The sequence below is a fragment of the Seonamhaeicola marinus genome (genome assembly GCF_008085455.1).
On record NZ_VSDQ01000444.1, the window covers coordinates 1 to 802 of the forward strand.

1 protein-coding gene is annotated in these 802 nt (G+C 32.0%); it reads left to right on the top strand.

Translation table 11 applies throughout. The annotated features are described in order from the left end of the window. Window positions 1–156 precede the first annotated feature (156 nt). On the top strand, window positions 157–802 hold a 646-nt coding region (locus tag FUA24_RS07625; RefSeq protein WP_148541158.1), incomplete at its 3' end, for a phytase.

The following is an 802-nucleotide window of genomic DNA, read 5'->3' on the forward strand; positions in this document are numbered from 1 at the left end:
TTACGTTTATATGTTGATGTTAATAACATTACAGATCAACCATTACGTTATTTTCAAGGTGTGAAAAATAGAACTATGCAAGCAGAGTATTACGGAAGACGCCTTACGTTTGGTTTAAAATATGATATTTTTAAACCAAAAAACTAGCTCTTTTAAATGCATAAGTTTATAATATTAATTGTAGGGTTACTAATTGTATCATGCGGGAAAAAGTTGCCTGTAATAGCGCCTAATGTTATTACGGAAAAGACATTGCATGATACTGATGACCCCGCAATTTGGATAAACAAAAACGATACATCTAAAAGTATTGTTTTTGGCACCGATAAAAACACTGAAGGCGCTATTTACGCTTTTAACCTGAATGGTAAAGTAGTTGAAAATAAAACTATTAGGGGTTTAAAACGACCAAATAACGTTGATGTTGCTTACGGCTTTCAAATAAACGATTCCACTCAAGTAGATGTTATAGCATTTACCGAAAGAGAGCGTAAACAAATACGTTTATTTTCAGTTCCAGATATGAAACCTTTAGATAAAGGTGGTTTTAAAGTTTTTACAGATGCTACACTACCCGAAACTAATTTACCAATGGGTATAGCACTATATAAATCTGAAAAAACTAACAAGTTATATGCCATTGTAGGTAGAAAAACAGGTCCTAAAAAAGCATATTTGTATCAGTATGAATTAACTACTGATAGTGTAGGTGTGCACGCAAATTTGGTTAGAAAGTTTGGTGAGTTTAGTGGTAAAAAAGAAATTGAAGCCATTGCTGTAAACAATAAAGAAGGTATTGTTT